This window comes from Bacillus sp. V2I10, from assembly GCF_030817055.1.
GTDB lineage: Bacteria > Bacillota > Bacilli > Bacillales > Bacillaceae > Bacillus_P.
In genome coordinates this window covers 4,881,235-4,899,892 of record NZ_JAUSYV010000001.1, presented here as the reverse complement: position 1 = coordinate 4,899,892, position 18,658 = coordinate 4,881,235, and the positions used below count along the sequence as shown (strand labels likewise).

General features: G+C 40.9%; 20 protein-coding genes. 15 read left to right on the top strand and 5 right to left on the bottom strand.

Features of this window, described 5'->3' with window-relative positions:
- Nucleotide 1: 1 nt before the first annotated feature.
- The 6 genes from arsC to QFZ72_RS24725 all read left to right on the top strand — a co-directional run bounded on the left by arsC (nt 2) and on the right by QFZ72_RS24725 (nt 4,043).
- A complete protein-coding gene (gene arsC / locus QFZ72_RS24750; RefSeq protein ID WP_307438729.1) occupies nt 2-421 on the top strand; it encodes an arsenate reductase (thioredoxin) in 420 nt (139 codons plus the stop codon).
- A gap of 91 nt (nt 422-512) precedes the next feature.
- Entirely contained in the window at nt 513-875 is a 363-nt protein-coding gene (gene arsD / locus QFZ72_RS24745; protein ID WP_307439993.1) for an arsenite efflux transporter metallochaperone ArsD, read from the top strand.
- Between the two features lie 22 nt (nt 876-897).
- Nucleotides 898-2,676: an arsenical pump-driving ATPase gene (gene arsA / locus QFZ72_RS24740; RefSeq protein ID WP_307439991.1), complete on the top strand. Its 1,779-nt coding sequence runs from the start codon at nt 898-900 to the stop codon at nt 2,674-2,676.
- Nucleotides 2,677-2,722: 46 nt separating this feature from the next.
- Entirely contained in the window at nt 2,723-3,151 is a 429-nt protein-coding gene (locus QFZ72_RS24735) for a protein-tyrosine phosphatase family protein (protein WP_307438727.1), read from the top strand.
- 23 nt (nt 3,152-3,174) lie between these two features.
- Complete coding sequence (locus tag QFZ72_RS24730; RefSeq protein ID WP_307438726.1) at nt 3,175-3,456, top strand: HesB/IscA family protein; 282 nt, start codon at nt 3,175-3,177, stop codon at nt 3,454-3,456.
- Between the two features lie 98 nt (nt 3,457-3,554).
- Complete coding sequence (locus QFZ72_RS24725; protein WP_307438725.1) at nt 3,555-4,043, top strand: GNAT family N-acetyltransferase; 489 nt, start codon at nt 3,555-3,557, stop codon at nt 4,041-4,043.
- A gap of 63 nt (nt 4,044-4,106) precedes the next feature.
- Here QFZ72_RS24725 and QFZ72_RS24720 read toward each other — a convergent pair whose 3' ends face one another.
- The 3 genes from QFZ72_RS24720 to crcB (QFZ72_RS24710) all read right to left on the bottom strand — a co-directional run bounded on the left by QFZ72_RS24720 (nt 4,107) and on the right by crcB (QFZ72_RS24710) (nt 6,016).
- A complete protein-coding gene (locus tag QFZ72_RS24720) occupies nt 4,107-5,195 on the bottom strand; it encodes a M42 family metallopeptidase (protein ID WP_373464634.1) in 1,089 nt (362 codons plus the stop codon).
- Between the two features lie 66 nt (nt 5,196-5,261).
- Entirely contained in the window at nt 5,262-5,624 is a 363-nt protein-coding gene (crcB, locus tag QFZ72_RS24715; RefSeq protein WP_307439988.1) for a fluoride efflux transporter CrcB, read from the bottom strand.
- On the bottom strand, nt 5,618-6,016 hold the full coding sequence (gene crcB, locus QFZ72_RS24710; protein WP_307438724.1) for a fluoride efflux transporter CrcB: 399 nt from the start codon (nt 6,014-6,016) through the stop codon (nt 5,618-5,620). The genes crcB (QFZ72_RS24715) and crcB (QFZ72_RS24710) overlap by 7 nt, the downstream gene beginning before the upstream one ends.
- A 259-nt stretch (nt 6,017-6,275) precedes the next feature.
- On the opposite strand from crcB (QFZ72_RS24710), the gene QFZ72_RS24705 reads away from it, so the two are divergent.
- From QFZ72_RS24705 to QFZ72_RS24685, 5 genes are all read left to right on the top strand, one after another.
- A complete protein-coding gene (locus tag QFZ72_RS24705) occupies nt 6,276-6,692 on the top strand; it encodes a response regulator transcription factor (RefSeq protein ID WP_307438722.1) in 417 nt (138 codons plus the stop codon).
- Nucleotides 6,693-6,852: 160 nt separating this feature from the next.
- On the top strand, nt 6,853-6,951 hold the full coding sequence (locus tag QFZ72_RS24700; protein ID WP_307438719.1) for a winged helix-turn-helix domain-containing protein: 99 nt from the start codon (nt 6,853-6,855) through the stop codon (nt 6,949-6,951).
- Nucleotides 6,952-8,346: a sensor histidine kinase gene (locus QFZ72_RS24695; protein WP_307438717.1), complete on the top strand. Its 1,395-nt coding sequence runs from the start codon at nt 6,952-6,954 to the stop codon at nt 8,344-8,346.
- 302 nt (nt 8,347-8,648) lie between these two features.
- Nucleotides 8,649-8,801 (top strand): lmo0937 family membrane protein, encoded by a 153-nt coding sequence (locus tag QFZ72_RS24690; RefSeq protein ID WP_307438715.1) that lies wholly within the window; start codon nt 8,649-8,651, stop codon nt 8,799-8,801.
- A 170-nt stretch (nt 8,802-8,971) separates the two neighbouring features.
- Nucleotides 8,972-10,624 (top strand): ribonuclease J, encoded by a 1,653-nt coding sequence (locus QFZ72_RS24685; protein WP_307438714.1) that lies wholly within the window; start codon nt 8,972-8,974, stop codon nt 10,622-10,624.
- Nucleotides 10,625-10,662: 38 nt separating this feature from the next.
- Here QFZ72_RS24685 and QFZ72_RS24680 read toward each other — a convergent pair whose 3' ends face one another.
- A complete protein-coding gene (locus tag QFZ72_RS24680) occupies nt 10,663-12,042 on the bottom strand; it encodes an MFS transporter (RefSeq protein ID WP_307438711.1) in 1,380 nt (459 codons plus the stop codon).
- A 72-nt stretch (nt 12,043-12,114) separates the two neighbouring features.
- Nucleotides 12,115-13,587 (bottom strand): SulP family inorganic anion transporter, encoded by a 1,473-nt coding sequence (locus QFZ72_RS24675; protein ID WP_307438709.1) that lies wholly within the window; start codon nt 13,585-13,587, stop codon nt 12,115-12,117.
- Nucleotides 13,588-13,854: 267 nt separating this feature from the next.
- On the opposite strand from QFZ72_RS24675, the gene QFZ72_RS24670 reads away from it, so the two are divergent.
- The 4 genes from QFZ72_RS24670 (at nt 13,855) to putP (ending at nt 18,564) form a co-directional block, all read left to right on the top strand.
- A complete protein-coding gene (locus QFZ72_RS24670) occupies nt 13,855-14,271 on the top strand; it encodes a universal stress protein (protein ID WP_307438707.1) in 417 nt (138 codons plus the stop codon).
- Nucleotides 14,272-14,456: 185 nt separating this feature from the next.
- Nucleotides 14,457-15,374: a proline dehydrogenase family protein gene (locus QFZ72_RS24665; protein ID WP_307439986.1), complete on the top strand. Its 918-nt coding sequence runs from the start codon at nt 14,457-14,459 to the stop codon at nt 15,372-15,374.
- Nucleotides 15,375-15,411: 37 nt separating this feature from the next.
- A complete protein-coding gene (pruA, locus tag QFZ72_RS24660; protein WP_307438705.1) occupies nt 15,412-16,953 on the top strand; it encodes an L-glutamate gamma-semialdehyde dehydrogenase in 1,542 nt (513 codons plus the stop codon).
- Between the two features lie 141 nt (nt 16,954-17,094).
- Nucleotides 17,095-18,564, top strand: coding sequence for a sodium/proline symporter PutP (gene putP, locus QFZ72_RS24655; protein ID WP_307438704.1), 1,470 nt, complete (start codon nt 17,095-17,097; stop codon nt 18,562-18,564).
- Nucleotides 18,565-18,658 lie beyond the last annotated feature (94 nt).

Genomic DNA, 18,658 nt, shown 5'->3' with positions numbered 1-18,658 from the left:
TATGTCTAAAAAAACAATCTATTTCTTATGTACTGGAAATTCTTGCAGAAGCCAAATGGCTGAAGGCTGGGCGAAAAAACATCTTGGCGAAGAGTGGGATGTGAAAAGTGCAGGACTTGAGGCGCATGGTTTAAATCCGAACGCTGTTAAGGCAATGAAAGAAACTGGAATTGATATTTCAAGCCAAACCTCAGATGTCATTGATCCTGAAATCTTACACAATGCAGACTTAATTGTTACACTTTGCGGACATGCAGCTGACAATTGCCCTGTAACACCTCCGCACATCAAACGCGTGCATTGGGGATTTGACGATCCTGCGAAAGCAGAAGGCACGGAAGAAGAGAAATGGGCATTCTTCCAGCGTGTACGTGATGAAATTGGCGAAAGAATTGAGAGTTTTGCCAAGACGGGCGAATAATAAAACAGAAAAGCCGAGAGATCTTCTCCCGGCTTTCTTTCTATAATACGCATAAGTAAATCATTATATTTTAATGAAGGAGATTACAATGATAAAAAAAGTAGAGATTTTTGATCCGGCTATGTGCTGTTCAACCGGAGTTTGCGGTCCAAGTGTGGATCCTGAATTAACTCGCGTTGCATCAGCGGTTTATTCGTTAAGTCAAAAGGGATATGTAATCAAGAGATACAACCTTGCTAACGATCCTTGTGAATTCGCCAACAACAATCTCATCAATCAAAAGCTTCATGAAAAAGGACCTGACGTTCTGCCAATTACTCTTCTTGATGGTGAAGTCGTAAAAGAGGGATCTTACCCTTCAACAGAAGAATTTGCGGAGTGGTTCCATGTCAATCAGGATGAGTTAAACCAAAAACCTAAAGCTAGACTGTCCATCAATCTCAATCAATTGTAAGAGGAAAGTTAGGTGAATGGAAATGTACCAGCCTTTTAATCCGAAAAATGGAATTAAAACTCCTTACTTATTTTTCACTGGGAAAGGCGGAGTCGGCAAGACATCCACAGCTTGTGCGACAGCAGTTGCCCTGGCAGATCTGGGGAAAAAGGTTTTATTAGTCAGTACAGATCCTGCTTCCAATCTTCAGGATGTCCTTGAACTGGAACTGACCAATCAAATCGTACCAGTCCCTTCAGTTGAACGTTTGTATGCATGTAATCTTGATCCTGAAGAAGCTGCAAGTGTTTATCGTGAAAAAGTAGTTGGTCCCTATCGGGGGATGCTTCCGGATACCGTTATAGCTACCATGGAGGAACAATTATCAGGAGCCTGCACTGTTGAAATTGCTGCATTTGATGAGTTTACAAGATTGCTTGGTGACGCGTCAGTTGTAGATGCTTATGATCACATCATTTTTGATACCGCACCGACAGGACATACTCTTAGATTATTGCAGCTCCCAACCGCCTGGAGCGGATTTTTAGAGGAAAGCACTCATGGAGCATCATGTTTGGGACCTTTATCCGGTCTGGGAGATAAAAAAGATTTGTACTCCAAAACAGTTGAAGCCTTATCGAATTCGGATCAAACGACACTGGTACTGGTTTCCCGGCCAGATGCATCCTCGCTATATGAAGCAAATCGCGCGTCACTTGAGCTAAAAGAAATTGGAATCAACAATCAAGTTCTTCTTGTGAATGGCCTGCTGCAAACACATTTATCCGAAGATGAAGTTTCAGCCGCTTTTTATCAGCGCCAGCGCCATGCATTAGAAGAAATGCCAGAAGCGCTGAAACAAGTGATTACTTATTCACTTCCCTATGTTTCTTATTCGCTTACAGGCATTCAAAACCTAAGATACTTATTTAAACAATACACATTGCCAGTTGCAGAGATAAAAGACCAAACAGAAGGTTCCATATCCTTACCGGGCTTGCACCAAGTGGTTGAAAGCTTTTCAAACGGCGGGACACGGGTTATTTTTACAATGGGTAAAGGCGGAGTCGGCAAAACAACAGCTGCATCGGCCATAGCTGTTGGTTTAGCGGAAAAGGGCCATAACGTTCATTTAACTACAACCGATCCGGCAGCACATTTAGAGTACATGTTTGAGCAAAGCATCAGGAATAACAATCTCTCTATCAGCAGTATAAATCCTGTTGAAGAAACCGAAAAATACAAACGTGAAGTTCTTATAAATGCGGGGAAAGAATTGGATGAAGAAGGACTTGCATACTTGCAGGAGGATTTAAACTCGCCTTGTACGGAAGAAATTGCAGTATTTAGAGCATTTGCAGATGTGGTGGAACGTTCTGAAGGTGAAATTGTAGTGATTGATACAGCTCCGACAGGACATACTTTGTTATTGCTCGATTCAGCCGAAGCTTATCATAAAGAAATGACCCGTACGACAGGTGATGTTCCAGAGAGCGTTAAAAAACTGCTTCCCCGTCTCAGAAATCCTGATGAGACTGGAGTTGTCATTGTCACACTTGCAGAAGCAACACCGGTTCTTGAAGCAGGCAGATTGCAGGACGACTTAAACCGGGCAAAGATTCATCCGAAATGGTGGGTCATTAACCAGAGTTTATATGCAACGGATACTAAAGACCCCGTATTAAATGGAAGAGCGACTTCAGAAAAGGCTTGGATTAGGAAAGTAACATCCAGCCATTCTGTTCAAACTGCTATTATCCCTTGGATGAAGGAAGAAAAACTGGGTTATGAAAAATTGCTGGATTATTTAACAGTCAACTGAAAAGCTTGTTGCTTGAGCTAAACTTAATGGAGAAGGTGGATACAGCATGACGACGAAAAATTATCACGAATTAATCAAGGATCGCATTTATATTGGCGGTGCAGACGATGCACAAGATATGATGGCAAATGAAAAAGCAGACATCGTATTTGATTTAAGAGCAGAAGCACCTGAAAACAGCTCAAATTATAATCGGGTTCATAGCCCTATCGTAGACGATGCGGATCAGCAAGATGAATCTGTTAAGAAATCCATTGATCATGTTGTAAAAGCCTACAATGAAGGGAAAAAGGTTTATTTTCATTGTGCAGGAGGCAGCAACCGTACAGGTACAGTAGCAATCGGCACGCTTTTAGCTCTTGATAAAGCAAACACAATCGAAGAAGCTGAAAACTTGGCAAAAACAGCACGTCCAAAAATCAATGTAAAGCCTGAAATGAAAGAAACGTTAAAAAGATTATATCCAGAAGCTTAACTGTATTGAGGGAGATGTAGAAATTGAAGATAACAGAGAATGCGAAACAATTATTAGAAACCATTTTTAAAGAACGAAATGCTGAAGGAATAAGAGTCTATTCATTAGGATCAGGGTGCTGCGGTCCACAAATCGGTTTATCGCTGGATGCGCCTCTTGAAGCGGACATCGTTCAAGAAGTAAATGGCATCAAGGTTGCTTTAGATCCTCAAATTTCCTCTTCAGTTGAAGGTGTAACCCTGGACAAAGAGAACACACCTGATGGAGCGGGTTTCGTTTTGATTGGCGGCAGCGAGTGCTGTTAATTTGGAAAAGTCTCAGAAATGAGGCTTTTTTCTTTTGGTTAAATAAGCAGAATTTTATGTTAAATTAGAAGAAATTAAGATAATGGAGGGAATTAAATTTGGACTACCAGATAGAAAAATTGACAGAAAGCGATTGGGATCAGGTTAGAGCTATTTATCTTGAAGGCATTGCAACTGGCAACGCTACATTCGAAACGGAAGCTCCTTCTTGGGAGAGCTGGGACAAAAGTCATTCAAAAACGTGCCGGCTTGCAGTCAAAAGCGGAAACCAAGTTCTCGGGTGGGCGGCATTAAGCCCTGTCTCAGGAAGATGTGTATACGCAGGTGTGGCTGACGTAAGCATTTATATTGGCCAATCATTTAAGGGTGAGGGAATTGGAACGGCATTGCTGCGTTCCATGATAGAATTAAGCGAAAAAGAAGGATTTTGGACACTTCAGGCAGGAATTTTTCCTGAAAACACTTCGAGCATAAAATTACATAATAAGGCTGGTTTCAGAGAAGTTGGGATTAGAGAACGCTTAGGCAAAATGAATGGAGTTTGGAGAGACGTCGTCCTATTAGAAAGACGAAATGGGATTCTTTAATCTTTCAATGAAAAATAAAAAACGAAGAGTTCTTAAACAGTCTCTTCGTTTTTACAATAAATTTCAATGGATTTTCCCATTCATCTCTGTTATTTGCTTTACAGTTTTTTCATCCAGTCGTTTGATGACTTCATAAAGAAGTTCAACTGCATGATCCAGATCGTCTTTGTGAACGATGGAAACATGGCTGTGAATATATCTTGCCGGAACGCTGACGACCAGTGTAGGAACCCCCTGATAACCAAGGTGGAATTTCCCTCCATCGGTTCCTCCGCCAGGCATGATGTCTACTTGGTACGGGATTGAGAGTTCTTTTGCCACACCGACGACAAAATCACGGAGCTTTGGATGAGGGATCATGCTTGCATCGTAAAAGCCGAGCAATGGCCCTTTTCCTAATACCGTATGTCCTTCTTTTTCTTTCATTCCGGGTGTATCGCCCGCTACTCCAACATCAAGTGCAAACGATAGATCAGGATTGACTTTATTGACTAAAGTCTGAGCTCCTCTTAAGCCCACTTCTTCTTGTACAGTGGCACCTGCATATAAAATATTTGATGCCTTTTTATCTGCAGCGACTTTCTCTAATGTTTTCAGGGCTACGTAGCAGCCCGCACGGTTATCCCAATTCCGCGCAAGCAGAAACTTAGGGTTTGGAAGCACTTCGAATGGGCATACAGTCGCGATCGGATCGCCGACTTGAACACCAAAACTCTCTGCTTCTTCTTTACTTGATGCACCAATATCAATAAACATATTTTCGGGCTTCAGCACATTTTTGCGTTCCTCTATGGATAGAACATGAGGTGCCTTAGAACCGATGACACCTGTCAAATCTCCTTTTTTCGTCAGCACTTTTACGCGCTGCGCAAGCATGACATGACCCCACCATCCGCCTAATGTCTGAAACCTTAAAAACCCGTCATTTGTAATGGTTTTTACCATAAGGCCGACTTCATCCATATGACCGGCGATTAAGATTTTCGGGCCTTTTTTTCCCGTAACTCCAACAATACTTCCAAGATGATCTTTTTGTATCTCAGGTGTTATTTGACTTATGTTTTCTTCTAGCACCTTATGAATCCGTGCTTCAAAACCTGAAGGTCCTTCGGTTTCGGTTAATTGTTTCAACAGCTGTAAGTCTTTTTCCACTATACATCCCTCCATTAGGTAGGATGCCATGTATCAGGGGATTCTACGCTTATTTTTATACGGTATTTAAAGTTCATTCATTCCGAACAATAATCCTATAAATGCCAGTAATAGCCCGCCAGCATATGAGAAGAGGAGATATTTAATTAGAACAGATTTGTTTTTCTTTTCTCTCAGCTGGATATTCTCCAGTTTGAATGTGGAAAACGTTGTAAAAGCTCCCATAAATCCAATGCCAAACATTGAGTAAAAGTTTTCAGAAACCCCTTTTCCAGTCATCCACCCGAGCAAGAATGAGCCGGCTAAATTGACTGTGAGTGTGCCGATCGGAAATCCAGTCTGACTTTTTATATTCATCCGTGAGCTGATGATAAAACGGGCAATGGCCCCTAAACATCCCCCTGCAGCAATTAATAATAAGTTCATGATGCAGCTTCGCCCCTTTTCTTGAACATGCGGCGTCCCAGGGTGTAACCGTACCACGTTACGAAAAGCCCTCCTGCAAAACTGAGCAGCACATAGAAAAACGCCATGAGGATTGAACCGCTCCGAAGCAGCAGAACCGTTTCAACGCTAAAGGTGGAAAAGGTTGTGAATGAGCCGACAAGACCTGTTCCGAGCCCTGCTAAAATATGAGGATGAAAGAGCTTCAGCCTCACAATACTAGTTGTAAACCATCCGAGAATAAAGCAGCCAATTAAATTCGCAAGAAGGGTTCCCAAGGGAAAACCATTGCTGAGCCAAGGGTGGGTAAGCCCGCTTAAAGAATACCTCAGCAAACTGCCAATTATTCCACCGGCACCGATCAATAAATAATTCATCTTGCAAACCTCCCATTTCAGATAAAAAATAAACTCCTGCCCACATTGATTATGAGCAGGAGTCATCAGCACAGAGGCGTTTATGGCGAACACGCGTCGCCTATCATCATGTCTTAATAGCCTTAATTTTAATAATGAACCCCATTTTTTTCAAGTTTTTGTCATTAGAACTCTATATAAAAACTCATAAAAACTTCACATCATTATTATAAAATAAAGATTATACTTTGGTATAGAACTTTAAAGCGGGGTCTGAATTGTGAATACAATAACGGTTATGATCATTGATGATGAAGAAGCAATGAGAGCACTGATAAAAACATTTCTAGTCATTGAGGGCTATTCAGTCATTGAAGCTTCTAATGGCATGGAAGCTCTTGAAATGATAAATCATGAAGCGCCGGATCTTATTGTCGCGGACGTTACGATGCCATATATGGATGGATTTTCATTTGCAGCTGAATTGAAAAAGAACCATCACATTCCCCTCATTTTTCTTTCTGCGAAAGGGGAAGAATGGGATAAAATACAGGGCCTTAAGCTTGGCGGGGATGATTATATGCTAAAGCCGTTTCACCAAGGAGAGCTTCTGCCAAGGATTGAATCTGTTTTAAGAAGAGTGAGGCAGAGCAGTGTTTTGAGTAATCGTCTAACAGTTGGTCCGCTTGTTTCTTGATACATCTGGCTATAAAGCGCTGATAAAAAATCAGCCCTTGTCTTTAACTTTAAAAGAGTTTGAGATCCTGTCTCTGCTGGCGAGAAATAAAGGGACTGTTTTTACTTGAGAACAGCTCCTGCAATCAGTTTGGGAAGTAAAGTATATTACTGGGCGAACAGTGGATACACATATCAAAACACTGAGATTAAAATTGAAGGATCACGCATACCTCATTCAAACAGCATGGGGTGTAGGCTATAAATTTGAGGTGTCATGATTGAAACGTCTGAACTTAAGCCAGAAAGTGCTGATGCTGATCGGCATCTGCATCATTTTCAGTATCTTATTCTCGTTCTTTTTTCTTCATTTTTTATATAAAGAATTGTACTTTAACAGCATTAAAGAGTCTGTCATTTATCAGGGCGAGCGGACTGCCGCTCACTATCATTACGGTTCACTGAGTGATAAAATTATTGAAAAAATTCACTGGTACAATGTCGTCTCTGAATATGAAGTGATTGTACTGGATGATATTGATGATTTAAGCGCATATTTTCCCTATGAAGTGAACTATGAAGCTCTAATTACAGGTGAAGACCGCAAAATCCTTGAAAATGGAGATTACATTGTAAAGGATGGCTACGTAAAAGAATTGAACCGGGAAATTATAGGCGCCGTCTTCCCGATTATGGGCGAAAAAGGGCTTATAGGTTTCATCTATATATATGTTCCATTAGCAGATCTTCAAGAAGTATTCGAAGGCAGTCTGCCCATTCTGCTGCTTGTCGGCTCTCTCTTTTTTATGATACTCTTTTTAGCCGTTAATCAAATTCGGAGATCTCTTTTTCAGCCGCTGAATGAGTTTCAGGAATTTTCAAGAGAAGTGTCAAAGGGCAATTATTCAAATCGCCTTCTAAACAAAAATCATGATGAAATTGGGCAGCTGGCGAACGCCTTCAATTCCATGAGTCAGTCCCTTGAGGAGCAAGAAGCCAGGAAAAAAGAGTTTCTTGCAAATGTCGTCCATGAGCTTCGAACGCCTCTAACTTATATTGGAGGGTACAGTCAGGCGCTTAAACACCAAATGTATGCCTCACCCGAAGAAGCGGATCACTATTTGATGACAATTGAAAGAGAGACGAATCGCCTGAATAAGCTGATAACCGATTTAATTGACCTTGATCATCTTCAGGAAAACATGTACACGCTGAATACTGAACCTATAGCGATTGTTCAGCTATTTTTAGATACCCTTGCATTATTCGATATCAGAATTAATGAAAAGAAGCTAAAAACAGAACTGGATATTCATGAAGATCTAGTTGTTACAGGAGATCCTAAACGGCTGCAGCAAGTATTCTACAATCTCCTGGATAATGCGATAAAGTATTCTTCGGAGGAAAGCTCTATTAAAATGACCCTTACTGAGGAAAACAAACAGCTATTGTTTCGTCTGAACAATAAGGGAAATGAAATATCAGAAGATGATCTGGCCCATATAGGAGAACGTTTTTTCCGTACGGACAAAGCAAGAAGCCGAATGACAGGCGGAACGGGTCTTGGAATTTCAATTGTTAAAGAAATTGTCAGGCTGCATGAAGGTGAATTTACGATCAGCAGCGACAAATCCAACGGAACAACTGTAATCGTAATACTGCCAGGATTATTATAAATCAGCTTAAACCGTCCGCATTTTTTTGGGGCGGTTTTTCGTTGTTGATTAAAAACACATGTCACAGCACAGGATATGCATGTAATGCCAAAGCAGCAATTTGCCGTCGGAAATGTAACTGCAGAAGAGCTGAAAACTGCTCAGGAAGCCGCTAATCAAGAAAAGTCTTATGGCCCTTCAGGAAAACATCATTAAGGAAAATGAATCGATAAGCCGTAAGTAAAAGGAAAAGTTTTATTTAATAAAATGGAGGGAAGATAACCTTTAATTAAAATAATAAAGAGAGAAAGAAGGAAAATGCGATGTTATGGACGATAATTGGGCTTTTACTTTTATTCTGGGTGCTCGGTCTTGTATTTAATGTAGTAGGCGGAATCATTCACGTTCTACTTGTTCTTGCAGTGATTGTATTTCTTTATAACTTTTTTATAAAAAGAGGCAAAACGAAGGTTTAAGCCAAAAAGAAGACTGATGTGAAGGCACAATGCGTGCTTTTGTCTCAGTCTTTTTTCATACCGTTTTATTAATGCCCTTTCTCAGGCAGAAGGTGTGATACAATTAAATAATAGCTGTAAAAATAATGACTCGGAAAAAGAAAGTGATCAACAGTGCTAGGAGACTAAACATGACAGTAGAGAAAAATGTAAAGATTATTCCGCTTGGCGGAATGGGTGAAATCGGGAAAAATATGTACCTTGTCGAATATAAAGATGAGATTGTGATTGTCGATTCAGGAGTGAAATTCCCTGACGAAGAATTAAGAGGCGTTGATTATATCATCCCTGATTATACATACTTAGTGAAAAATGCCCATAAAGTAAAAGGGCTTTTTATCACTCATGGACATGAGGATCATATTGGCGGCGTGCCTTTCTTATTAAAAAAGCTGAATGTTCCCGTATTTGCAGGAAGACTTGCTATGGGCTTTATCAGAAGCAAGCTTGAGGAGCACAACCTGCTCAGAGATGCAGAACTTCATGAAATAACAGAAGAAAGCACGATTAATCTGGAAACTCTGAAGGTCACCTTCTTCCGGACAACTCACAGTATTCCGGATTCGTTTGGAGTGGTCATCCATTCGCCAATAGGGAACATTGTTCATACAGGTGATTTTAAATTCGACCTGACACCGACAGGACCGGAGCAGGATTTATCAAGGGTTGCCAAGGTTGGGCAAGAAGGTGTCCTTTGTTTGTTATCCGACAGTACTAACAGCGAAGTACCCGGCTTTTCAGTATCTGAAAAAAAGATCGGGCAAAATATTTTAGATTTGGTCAGAAGACAGTCAGGGCGGATTATTGTTGCCTTATTTGCATCTAATGTCTTTCGTCTTCAGCAGGTGATTAAAGCATCTGTTGCATGCGGCAGGAAGGTAGCCTATACAGGAAGAAGCATGGAAAGAGCGATATCAATCGGCCTTGAGCTTGGCTACATTGAAGCGCCAAGCGGAACGTTTATCGATCCGGATGAGATCAGTTCCTATAAAAACAATGAACTTACTATCCTGTGCACAGGCAGCCAGGGGGAACCTTTTGCAGCTCTTTCAAGAATTGCAGAGGGAAAACATCGTCATATCCATATTGAAGAAGGCGATACGATCATCTTTTCATCTTCCCCGATTCCGGGAAATGTCTTGAGTGTAAACAGAATTATAAACAAACTGATGAAAGCCGGAGCAGATGTTATTGATAATAAGCTCTATGACATTCATACGTCAGGACATGGCGGTCAAGAGGAGCTGAAGCTTATGCTGAAGCTGCTGAAACCAAAATTTCTGGTGCCGATTCACGGTGAATACCGCATGCAGAAAATGCATCAGACTCTTGCAATGGAATGCTTTATTCCAGAAGAAGACATCTTTATTTTAGACAACGGACATGTATTGAATGTTTCCAGTGATAAGGCGCATCAGGCGGGAAAAGTGCCGGCCCGCTCTGTCTATGTAGATGGAAACGGCATTGGCGATGTCGGAACATCCTTGCTTGGCGAGCGCAAGCAGCTTGCAGACAGCGGAATCATTTCCATTCTGATCTTTAAAAATGGGGAAGAATTCATCCGTAAACCGCAGATTATTTCAAGGGGTTTTGTTTACCTGAGAGAATCCAATGACTTTATTGTCGAAATAGAAGCATTGGCTGCTGCTGTCATCAGGGAAGACAAAATCGACGGGGATATCGAAAAACATTTAAATTCAGTGATTTCCGATTTTATTTATAAAAGACTTAAGAGATCACCCATTGTTGTTGTTAAAGTAATTGATGTGAAAAAAGAGAAGTAAGCCGCGCTCAGGAAAGCTCTGTACATGTACAGAGCTTTTTATTGTTTTTCAATCGGAATTTGTTCAATTTTGCCTAAAACCACAGTATAAAAGAGCAAACCAAGAACCAAAACGCCTGCTGCGAGAACAAATGCCAAGTTAAATGATCCTGTCTTATCGACTATGTATCCCGTTAGAAAAGCGGCGATGATTCCCCCGAATAAGTTGTTCGAAAAGTTAACCATCGAGCTGAGGATAGCCGTAGTGCCAGGTGGTGAAAGCTTAGCCGCAATCGTCCATCCAACGGGGGCAGTAGCGGAAATACCAGCCAGTCCAATAGAAATAAAAAGCATAGACAGGATTGGATCCTTCGTGAAAATAGAGCCCAGAAACGTAAGGCCGACTGTCATTCCAATGATGATGATTCCCTTATAAACTTTGTTGGGAGCATAGCCTTTTCCAATGAAAAAATCGACGAGCCATCCTCCCGCAATAATTCCTGAAAGAGCGGCAATCAGCCATGGAATGGCCGTATAAAGCGAGGAGGAAAGTAAATCAAGTTTAAACTGCTCCCTGAAAAAAGTCGGAAGCCAGAGCAGCAGCAAATTAAAGGTATAGCCATATCCAGTAAAGCCAATCATGAGCCCCCATACTTTCCTATTTTTAAAAAAGGTTTTTAAAACATGAAGAACTTTGTAGGATGGTATATCTGCAAGGTCCCCATACTTTTGAATGTAATTGATTTCTTCTTGTGAGATGCTCTTATGTGAACGCGGTTCATCATAATATTTCCAGAAGATGATCGTAAAGATGACATTAATGACTCCAATCGTTAAAAAGGCCATTCTCCAATCGTAAAGAGTAATCAAAATTGCAACAAGCGGTCCTCCGATTACATTGGACAGTTTTGCTGAAGAATCAAAAAGAGCGTTTGCAAGCCCTCGTTCATGAAAAGGGAACCAGTTGGCTGTTGCTTTTGCTGCTGCAGGAAAAGCGGATGCGCTCGTAATTCCAGTGAAAAAGCGGAGAATATAAAGAAGAAGTGTTCCTTGAACGAATACAATACTGATGGTTAAAAGTGTCCATAGGATCATGCCGATTCTCGTCACCCATCCGACTCCCCATTTATCGAGCATTCCGCCAATTGGAAGCTGCATAAGGGTGTAAGCATAGTTATAAATAGTGAAAACAAGTCCCATTTCAAATGCACTGAGAGAAAAAGCCTTCTGAAGTTCAGGTGCTGCTGCAGCTACTGCGACTCGGTCAAAATAATTTAATATAATAAAACTGCTAAGCAGGGAGGAAATGGCCCATCTCGTGTTCTTACCGAGAGGACGGATTATTTTTTCGGAAATAGTCAAAACAGACACCTGCCTTTTTAGCTGATTGGGAAGGAAGTTAGAAAAGGAATTCCTGCTTAAGGTTTCCTCTTTTTTCATTCATCATTCTTTTCGATTCACGGCACCGCGGAAAACAAAAAAGAGACGCACGAATGTGCATCTCTTTAAGAATTAATGGTTTGCTGCTTTAGTATTCGGTTTGTCATATACGGCCAATTTATTCAAAAGATTGGTGCTGTCTTTGTTCAGCCCCATTATTCTGACTTCAGTCCCATTTTGTCTGTACTTAAGGATAAGCTTATCAATTGCTCCGACAGCTGAATCGTCCCAAAGATGAGCATTGCTTAAGTCAACCGTGACGGTATCAATCTCTTCTTTGAAGTTGAATTTTGAAAGTAAATCTTCAACTGAAGCAAAAAAGACCTGACCGCTGATTTTATAGGTTTTCATTAACTTATTCTCGCTCACAAATGTTTCTACATGAACTTTAGAAATTTTTGCTGCAAAGAACAGGGCGCTTAAAAGGACTCCTGCAAGTACACCTTTTGATAAATCATGTGTAGCAACAACTGTAACAACTGTCACAATCATAACCGCTGCGTCTGTTTTTGGCATAATATGCAGCTTTGTTAAAGAAGACCAGTCAAATGTTCCGATGGATACCATAATCATAACACCAACAAGAGCGGCCATTGGTATTTGAATCAGAAGGTCGTTTAACAATAAGATAAGCACCATTAAGAATACACCGGCAACGAAAGTCGATAATCTGCCTCTTCCTCCGGATTTAACATTAATAACAGACTGGCCGATCATCGCACATCCTGCCATACCGCCAAAAAATCCATTGATAATATTGGCAATGCCCTGGCCTTTTGCTTCCTTATTTTTATCACTTTCCGTATCCGTCATATCATCTACGATTTGCGCTGTCAGCAGTGATTCCAATAATCCTACAATGGCTAATGCAAAGGAGTACGGGAAAATGATTTGCAGAGTTTCAAAGTTTAATGGGATATCAGGGATCAAGAAGAAAGGCAGCGCCTGTGTGAGTTCTCCCATATCTCCGACCGTTCTTACACCTGCTCCTGTCATAACTGAAATAATCGAAATCACAATGATCGCGACTAATGGAGAAGGAACGGCAGTAGTAAATCTGGGAAGGATATAGATAATTGCTAAAGCACCTGCTACTAAGGCGTACATGATCCACGTTTCACCAGCAAAATGCGGAAGCTGAGCCGTAAAGATCAGAATAGCCAATGAATTTACAAATCCAACCATAACAGACCTTGGAATGAATTTCATCACTTTTCCGAGCTTTAACATACCCATAACAAATTGAATGACCCCTGTCAGCACAGTTGCAGCCAATAAATATTGCAGACCGTGATCAGCAACAAGCGTTACCATCAGTAATGCCATTGCCCCCGTAGCGGCCGATATCATTCCAGGTCTTCCGCCTACAAATGAAATCACAACTGCAATACAGAAGGATGCGTATAATCCGACCATCGGGTCAACACCAGCAATAATGGAGAAAGCAATCGCTTCTGGAATAAGGGCTAAAGCAACGACGATACCAGATAAAATATCCCCGCGGATATTACTAAACCACTCTTGTTTAATTGTCTGTACGTTCAACCAATAAACACCTCTTTTATCTTATTTTATTGTGACTTTCAACTCTCATGAAAGCCGTGGCCGTTGATAACTCGGAAATTATATCATCATCCCCAGAAAATATATAGTACAATGTAAGCGTAAACATAGTTTTGTAACTCTTTTTATCGCACTTTTCCTTCCATTTAGGACAGATCTTGCAATATGTCTAATTTTTCTATGTAATTTTTATTAAATCGTTCAGGATTTAACATTAAGAAAGAAAAAAAGATCATTGGAGGGGTTAATATGTTTAAAAAAGTCTTGTTGGCAGTGGATGGATCAAAGAATGCTTTAAGGGCTGCAGAAAAAGCAGGCCACATTGCATCATTAGAAAAATCCATTGTTACCATTCTGTATGTAGTAGATGCCGCTTCATCAAAATCTGAGGTTTTGTCTGAAGGGGACAGAGCTTTGAGAGATGAGCATAGAAAGCAGCGAATATATCCGGCAGAATCTCTTTTAAAAGAAAAGGGTATTGAAATTGATCTTCAAATCAAAAAAGGGGAGCCTGGTCCGACGATTGCAAGCTTTGCAAATGAGAACCAGTTTGATTTAGTCATTGTAGGTAGCAGAGGGCTGAATAGACTTCAGGAGATGGTCCTTGGAAGTGTAAGTCATAAAGTGGCAAAACATGCAAACTGTCCAGTGATGATTGTAAAATAGAAAACCAAATAAGCAGCCGCGGCTGTTTATTTTTTTAACCAGAAGGATATAATCTGGAGTGTCTCATTGTCCAAAATCAACAAATAAAGCGCTTGATTATTGTATATTTAGAACGTTGTGAAAATTGTCGGAAAAAAGTAAGATTATCTTGTGATTACAACTTCTACAGGAGGTGTGCGTTGACGATGGAAGCGATTACAAGGGATTTTTTCTTATTCTTATCCAAAAATAACTTACTTAATAATATTGCAAAGAAGCGCGGCGGCAGTTTTGCAGCTGGAAAAATTATTGGGGGAACAGATTTTCAAAGTTCCATCAAATTCATTAAACAGCTGAATGAGAGCGGTCTGCTGGTAACAGTCGATCATCTTGGAGAATTCGTAGATTCAGAGGAAGTAACAAGAGAAAGAACAGCGGAATGCATCGAAACAATTGAAATGATCAGCAGGGAAAAACTTGATTCACAAGTATCTTTAAAGATGACATCCCTCGGACTTGATATTGATCATAAGCTGGTCATTGAAAATATGACGAAAATCCTTGAAACGGCGGAAAAACACAATGTCATGGTAACAATTGACATGGAGGATGAAGTCCGCTGTCAGGCTACTCTTGATATTTTCAAGCAGTTCAAAGCAAAATACAGCTGCATCAGTACAGTCTTACAGGCTTATTTATATCGTACAGAGAAAGATTTAAGCGAGCTCGCGCAGTATAAGCCATTCCTGCGTCTTGTAAAAGGAGCATACAAAGAATCTCCTGAGGTTGCCTTTCCTGAAAAGGGAGATGTTGATGAAAACTATAAGAAGCTGATTGAGCAAAGTCTGCTAAATGGCAACTATACAGCTATCGCGTCTCATGATGACCAAATCATCGAATATACAAAAATGCTGGCTAAAAAGCATAACATTCCTAACTCCATGTTTGAATTCCAAATGCTTTACGGAATGAGAAGCAAAACGCAATTGAACCTTGTCAAAGAAGGATACAAAATGCGCGTCTATGTACCATATGGCCTTGACTGGTACGGATATTTTATGAGAAGACTTGCCGAAAGACCTTCTAATATTGCGTTTGCATTCAAAGGCATGGTGAAAAGTTAAGTTTTTTAAAAAAATTATTCTTAAGGAGCGATTTCTAATGATTCCATACAAACACGAACCATTTACTGATTTCACAAATGAGGAAAACAAAAAAGTCTACCAGGAAGCTCTTCAAAAAGTTGAAGGCTATTTAGGACAGGACTATCCTTTATACATCGGTGCAGAAAAAGTAACGACAGATGATAAAATCGTGTCTTATAACCCTGCGGATAAAGAAGAAGTGATCGGCCGTGTATCAAAAGCAACCCGTGACCATGCAGAAAAAGCAATGCAGGAGGCATCTGCTGCTTTTGAAAGCTGGAAAAAAGTGAAACCTGAAATCCGTGCAGATGTACTTTTCAAAGCAGCAGCAATCATTCGCCGCCGCAAGCATGAATTTTCAGCTCTATTAACAAAAGAAGCAGGCAAGCCATGGAACGAGGCTGATGCTGATACAGCTGAAGCCATTGACTTCCTTGAGTTTTATGCACGTCAAATGCTGAAGCTTAAAGATGGAGTTCCTGTTGAAAGCCGTCCTGGAGAATACAACCGCTATGACTACATTCCATTAGGCGTAGGGATCATCATTTCACCTTGGAACTTCCCATTTGCAATCATGGCAGGTACAGCTGTTGCTGCGATCGTAACAGGCAACACGATCCTATTAAAACCGGCTTCAACAACACCGATTGTTGCTGCTAAGTTTGTAGAAGTTATGATGGAAGCGGGACTTCCTTCAGGCGTTCTGAATTTTGTTCCTGGAAGCGGAGCGGAAGTGGGAGACTATCTTGTTGATCATCCAAAAACACGTTTTATCTCATTCACAGGTTCACGTGATGTGGGCCTTCGCATCTTCAACCGTGCGTCACAGCTTAACGACGGCCAAATCTGGCTGAAGCGCGTAATCGCTGAAATGGGCGGTAAAGATACGATTGTAGTAGATAAAGAGGCAGATCTTGAACTCGCAGCTCAATCGATTGTAAAATCAGCATTCGGCTTCTCAGGACAAAAATGCTCGGCTTGTTCCCGTGCAGTGATCGTAGAAGATGTTTACGATCAAGTATTAAACCGCGCTGTAGAATTAACAAAACAATTAACAGTCGGCAATCCAACAGAAAATCATTTCATGGGACCTGTTATCGACCAGGCTGCTTTTGATAAAATTATGAGCTATGTTGAAATCGGGAAAGAGGAAGGACGCATACTTGCAGGCGGAGAAGGAGACAGCTCAAAAGGCTACTTCGTGCAGCCGACAATTGTTGCTGATGTTGATCCAAAAGCACGTTTAATGCAGGAAGAAATCTTTGGACCAGTTGTTGCTTTTTCAAAAGCAAAAGACTTTGACGAAGCACTTGAAATTGCCAACAATACAGAGTATGGTTTAACAGGTGCTGTCCTTACGACAAACCGCTCTAACATGGAAAAAGCACGTGAAGACTTCCATGTCGGAAATCTGTACTTCAACCGCGGATGTACTGGCGCAATCGTAGGCTATCAGCCATTCGGCGGATTCAACATGTCAGGAACTGATTCTAAAGCAGGCGGACCTGATTACCTTCAGCTTCATATGCAGGCTAAAACAACATCTGAAACATTTTAATAGATAAAGAATCAGAGATTCCATATCCATTCTTACATTATTCATGTAAGACAAATCCAGATTCAATTTGAGGAAGTGACAAAAAAGGTTGCTTCCTCTTTTTAAAAAAAGATATATCTTGGTTCTGAAAGGGGTTCCTCTATGATTGATTACGCATTGGTTTTATCTATAAGCATTTATATGGCAGGCATGCTGATTATCGGTTATTTCGCCTATAAGAGAACGTCGAACTTAAATGATTACATGCTCGGAGATCGCGGTCTTGGAGCTGCGGTTACTGCTTTGAGCGCTGGTGCGGCAGATATGAGCGGTTGGCTGTTGATGGGGCTGCCCGGCGCTATGTTTGCGACAGGACTCAGCTCCATCTGGATTGTCATCGGTTTAACGCTTGGCGCTTATGCCAACTGGCTTTATGTTGCACCTAGATTAAGAACGTATACGGAAGTGGCGAATAACTCGATTACCATTCCGGCTTTCCTTGAGAATCGATTTGCGGACGGAACACGGATTCTGAGATTAATTTCGGCTTTAGTTATCTTAATATTCTTTACTTTTTATGTATCATCAGGGATGGTATCCGGCGGTGTTTTATTTCAAAGTACATTTGGGCTTGATTATCATACTGGATTATGGATTTTAACTGGTGTTGTGGTGGCCTATACATTATTCGGCGGATTTCTTGCGGTAAGCTGGACCGATTTTGTTCAGGGGATCATCATGTTTGTTGCCTTGATTCTTGTACCTATTGTTACACTTATTCATGTTGGGGGTTTTGGACCTTCCATTGACACAGCACGATCGATTGACCCTGCACTTTTAAATATTTTTACTGGAACGAGTTTTTTAGGAGTTATATCATTATTTGCCTGGGGACTTGGCTATTTTGGCCAGCCGCATATCATTGTCCGCTTTATGGCGATTAATTCAGTAAAGGAAATCAAAAAAGCCCGTAATATCGGGATGGGCTGGATGATTTTCTCAAGTATCGGTGCGATGCTGACGGGATTTATCGGAATCACTTATTTTTCTCAAAATGATATGAAGCTAGACGACCCGGAAACGGTTTTCATCGTATTAGGAGAAGTACTGTTCCATCCATTTATTACAGGATTCTTAATTTCTGCTATACTGGCAGCGATTATGAGCACAATCGCTTCACAGCTTTTAGTAACTGCCAGTTCATTAACAGAGGATATTTACAAAACGTTCTTCAGACGCTCTGCTTCAGATAAAGAGCTTGTCTTTTTAGGCAGATTGTCCGTTCTGCTTATCTCGGTCATTGCCCTTATTCTTTCTTGGGAGAAAAACGACACGATCCTTGGACTTGTCGGCTATGCATGGGCTGGATTTGGTTCTTCTTTTGGACCGCTGATTCTGCTTAGTCTTTTCTGGAAGCGAATGACGAAATGGGGAGCATTGGCTGGGATGGTCGTAGGTGCCGCAACGGTTATCTTCTGGTCGATGGCAGGCCTGTCAGAAACTCTTTATGAAATGATCCCTGGTTTTGCAGCAAGCTTACTTGCCGTTATTGTGGTCAGTCTGCTTACTGCTCAGCCTTCAAGAGAAGTAGAAGCACAATTTGAAGAGTTTGAGAAAATTGTAAAAGAATAAGTTTGAAGGGCCGGGGATTTTCCCGGTCCTTTTTTATGCGCTGACAAATCCTGAATGACTTATTTTTGATCTCTAATGCAGCCACTATTCCCTT

Excerpts from the sequence above, each read along its gene's own strand:
- QFZ72_RS24685 (WP_307438714.1), top strand. The coding sequence starts at position 8,972 with ATGACAGTAGAGAAAAATGTAAAGATTATTCCGCTTGGCGGAATGGGT.
- crcB (WP_307438724.1), bottom strand. The coding sequence starts at position 6,016 with ATGAATTATTTATTGATCGGTGCCGGTGGAATAATTGGCAGTTTGCTG.
- arsA (WP_307439991.1), top strand. The coding sequence starts at position 898 with ATGTACCAGCCTTTTAATCCGAAAAATGGAATTAAAACTCCTTACTTA.
- QFZ72_RS24735 (WP_307438727.1), top strand. The coding sequence starts at position 2,723 with ATGACGACGAAAAATTATCACGAATTAATCAAGGATCGCATTTATATT.
- pruA (WP_307438705.1), top strand. The coding sequence starts at position 15,412 with ATGATTCCATACAAACACGAACCATTTACTGATTTCACAAATGAGGAA.
- QFZ72_RS24680 (WP_307438711.1), bottom strand. The coding sequence starts at position 12,042 with ATGAAAAAAGAGGAAACCTTAAGCAGGAATTCCTTTTCTAACTTCCTT.
- QFZ72_RS24690 (WP_307438715.1), top strand. The coding sequence starts at position 8,649 with ATGTTATGGACGATAATTGGGCTTTTACTTTTATTCTGGGTGCTCGGT.
- QFZ72_RS24670 (WP_307438707.1), top strand. The coding sequence starts at position 13,855 with ATGTTTAAAAAAGTCTTGTTGGCAGTGGATGGATCAAAGAATGCTTTA.
- arsC (WP_307438729.1), top strand. The coding sequence starts at position 2 with ATGTCTAAAAAAACAATCTATTTCTTATGTACTGGAAATTCTTGCAGA.
- QFZ72_RS24665 (WP_307439986.1), top strand. The coding sequence starts at position 14,457 with ATGGAAGCGATTACAAGGGATTTTTTCTTATTCTTATCCAAAAATAAC.
- putP (WP_307438704.1), top strand. The coding sequence starts at position 17,095 with ATGATTGATTACGCATTGGTTTTATCTATAAGCATTTATATGGCAGGC.